The sequence below is a fragment of the Roseisolibacter sp. H3M3-2 genome, assembly GCF_029211165.1.
In the GTDB taxonomy this organism is placed as follows: Bacteria; Gemmatimonadota; Gemmatimonadetes; order Gemmatimonadales; family Gemmatimonadaceae; genus Roseisolibacter.
Genome location: NZ_JARGEK010000481.1, coordinates 1 through 2959, shown reverse-complemented (window position 1 = coordinate 2959; position 2959 = coordinate 1). Strand labels below are relative to the sequence as shown.

Below are 2959 nucleotides of genomic sequence, written 5' to 3'. Positions count from 1 at the left end.
GCCGACTCGGCGGCGGGCGCGGCGGCGGCGGGCGCCGGCGGCGTCGCGGTGCGCGCGGTCCAACCGTCCACCGTCTGCCCGTCCATCGCCTGCGCGAAGGAGAGCGCCGTCGCCCACCGGTCGGCGGGGACGCGCTCGAGCGCGCGCGCCAGCGCCGCCTCCACCGGGTCCGGGACGTCGCGGCGCAGCGCGCGCACCGACGGCGCGGGGCCGCCCAGGCGCGCGGCGAAGATGGACTCCAGCTGCTCCCCGGGGTGCGGCGGCTCGCCGGTCAGCATCTCGTAGAGCACGCAGCCGAGCGCGTACACGTCGGCGCGCGCGTCGACCGGGAACTCGCCCGTCCCCTGCTCGGGGGCCATGTAGCGCGGCGTCCCGACGTAGAACCCCGGCGCCGTGAGCGCGCCCCGCCCGAGCGTCGAGTCGGGGGCGGCGTTGACCGCGCGCGCGAGCCCGAAGTCGGCGAGCATCGCGACGCCGTCCTCGCCGAGCAGCACGTTCTCCGGCTTCACGTCGCGGTGGACGATGTCGCGGCGGTGCGCGTGGTCGAGCCCGCGCGCCACCTCGCGGGCGATCCGCACCGACTCGGCGACCGACAGCCAGCCGTCGCGGTCGAGGCGCTGGCGCAGCGTCTCGCCGGCGACGTACGGCATCGTGTACCAGCAGCGGCCGGCCGACTCCCCCGAGTCGTACACGGTGACGACGTGCGGGTGCTGGAGGCGCGCCGCGACCATGACCTCGCGCGCGAACCGCTCGGCGCCCATCGCCGGGGCGAGCCCCGGGTGCATGACCTTGAGGGCGACCGTCCGGTGGTGCTTCAGGTCGTCGGCCAGGTAGACCGCCGCCATCCCCCCGCGCCCCAGCTCGCGGTGGATCGCGTAGCGCCCGGCGAGGGCGGCCCGGAGGCGGTCGCTGGCCTCGGTGCTCGTGGTCGGCATCGGACGCCAAGCTACGCCGCCGGTCCGGAATCCGGAACGCGGCGTCCAGAATCTGGAATCTGGAACCGGGCACCGGGTCGGGCGTGGTTGCTTAAGAACCGAAAAATCAACGGGTTGGCGCGTCGGCGAGCCATGGACGCCGGCTTGCCCTGGAGGGTGGCACACCGCACCGCCCTCCCCGCGCCGCCTCCGATGTCCGCCCGTCTCGCCGCCCGCTCGCTGGTCCACGTCGCCCGCCTCCTGATCCCCACGGCGCTCGCCGCCTGGGTCGTCCTGTCGCCCGCCGTGGCGCACGGGCAGGGCGGCCCCGCCGACACCACGACGGTGGCGCTGGTGGCGGCGGGCGAGGTCGAGGCGCCGAAGGCCGTCGAGCGGTTCACGGGGACCGCCGCCTATGCCGCCGCGGTGCGCGCCGTGCCGGCCGCCGAGCGTGCGGGGCAGGTGCTGGTCGTCAGCCTGGCCGCGCGCCGCGTGTGGCTGCTCGAGGGCGACTCGGTCGCCTTCACCGCGCCGGTCGCGGTCGGGAAGGGGACGCGCGGGGACGCCGACGCCGCGCCGGGCGAGTTCGCGACGCCGCGCGGGCGCTTCGTCGTCACGCGCCGCGACAGCCTCCCGCTCTGGGTCCCGCCCGACTGGCACTTCGAGGAGGTGTCGAAGAAGACGGGGCGCCCGCTCCGCTTCCTGCAGCGCCGCGACACGCTCCGCACGCGCGACGGGAGCGCGATCTACGTCGACGGGGCCGAGGTGGTGCGCCGCGCCGCCGACGGCACGGTGGCCCGCATGGGCAAGTCGATGGACGAGCCGGGCGCGCGCGAGCTGGTGGTCGACGGCCGCATCGTCGTCCCGCCGGTCGGCACCACGCAGCGGCAGTACCCGCGCGTCCTCGGCGCGCGCCGCCTGAACCTGCGCGACGGCTACGCCTTCCACGGCACCGACAAGCCGAAGACGGTCGGCACCGCGTCGAGCCACGGCTGCCTGCGCATGCGCGACGCCGACGTGACCGCCCTCTACGAGCGCGTGGCCGTCGGCACGCCGGTGTACCTCCAGTGATCGCCGTCCACGACGGCGCCGACGCGCCGGAGCGCCCGACGCTGCTCGTCGTCGACGACGAGGAGCACGTGCGGTTCGCGATGCAGACCTACTTCGGCGCCAGCGGCTTCCGCGTCGAGACGGCGGCCACGCTGGCCGACGCCAAGGACGTGCTGGACCGCATGGCGCCGGCGGCGGTCGTCGCCGACCTGCGTCTCACCGGCAGCGACGGCGAGGAGGGGCTGGAGCTGCTCCGGCACGCGCGCCTCGCCCGCGGCGCGCTCCCGTTCGTGCTCATCACCGGCTTCGGCTCGCCGAGCGTGCACGCCGAGGCCATCCGGCTCGGCGCCAGCGCCGTGCTCACCAAGCCCAAGCCCCTCGCCGACATCGCGCGCGTCGTCCGCGCGCTGCTCGACGCCCCCGCCGCCTGACCGCGGCCCCGCACCGGCCGAGACCCGCCATGCTCAAGGACCTCCGCGCGTTCCTCCTCCGCGAGAACGTGCTCGCGCTCGCCCTCGCCGTCGTCCTCGGCGGCGCGCTCGCCCGGCTCGTCGGCGCCCTCGTCGAGGACCTGATCATGCCGTTCGCCGGGGCGGCGATGCCCGGCGGCGCCTGGCGCGACGCCGTCGTCGCGCTCGGCCCGGTGCGGCTCACGCTCGGCCACTTCCTCGGGGCGGTCGTCGACTTCGTGATCGTGGGCGTCGTCGTCTGGCGCCTCGGCCGGCTGTCCGGACGGACCGCGCCCGACGCGCCGCCGACGACGCGGCCGTGCCCGTACTGCGACATGCAGGTCTCGCGGCGCGCGACGCGCTGCGGGCACTGCACGAGCACCCTGGTCGACATGCCGGTGCTGGCGATCGCGGTCGGCGACTGACGTCGCGCGCCGTCGACGTGCCTGCGCGCGGGCACGTTGACCGCGCGCGCGCGGCGCGGCAATGTGCGCGGCATGACCGCGCCCCCGGCCGGGCCCCCCGCCCCCGCGCCCCGCACGTCGG

Annotated in this window: 4 protein-coding genes; 3 read left to right on the top strand and 1 reads right to left on the bottom strand. The window is 76.8% G+C overall.

Translation table 11 applies throughout. The features are described 5' to 3' along the window. A partial coding sequence (locus tag PYV61_RS23305) for a serine/threonine-protein kinase (protein WP_275836203.1) occupies positions 1-935 on the bottom strand: 935 nt, incomplete at its 3' end. A 192-nt stretch (positions 936-1127) separates the two neighbouring features. On the opposite strand from PYV61_RS23305, the gene PYV61_RS23300 reads away from it, so the two are divergent. The 3 genes from PYV61_RS23300 to PYV61_RS23290 are packed head-to-tail and all read left to right on the top strand — an operon-like array spanning position 1128 to position 2838. Further along, positions 1128-1985: a L,D-transpeptidase gene (locus tag PYV61_RS23300; protein ID WP_275836201.1), complete on the top strand. Its 858-nt coding sequence runs from the start codon at positions 1128-1130 to the stop codon at positions 1983-1985. Further along, positions 1982-2395, top strand: coding sequence for a response regulator (locus tag PYV61_RS23295; RefSeq protein WP_275836199.1), 414 nt, complete (start codon positions 1982-1984; stop codon positions 2393-2395). Before PYV61_RS23300 ends, PYV61_RS23295 begins: the two co-directional genes overlap by 4 nt. 29 nt (positions 2396-2424) lie before the next feature. After that, positions 2425-2838 carry an MscL family protein gene (locus PYV61_RS23290; protein ID WP_275836197.1) on the top strand — a complete coding sequence of 138 codons (414 nt, stop codon included), beginning with the start codon at positions 2425-2427 and terminating at the stop codon, positions 2836-2838. Positions 2839-2959: the final 121 nt, after the last annotated feature.

Excerpts from the sequence above, each read along its gene's own strand:
- PYV61_RS23300 (WP_275836201.1), top strand. The coding sequence starts at position 1,128 with ATGTCCGCCCGTCTCGCCGCCCGCTCGCTGGTCCACGTCGCCCGCCTC.
- PYV61_RS23290 (WP_275836197.1), top strand. The coding sequence starts at position 2,425 with ATGCTCAAGGACCTCCGCGCGTTCCTCCTCCGCGAGAACGTGCTCGCG.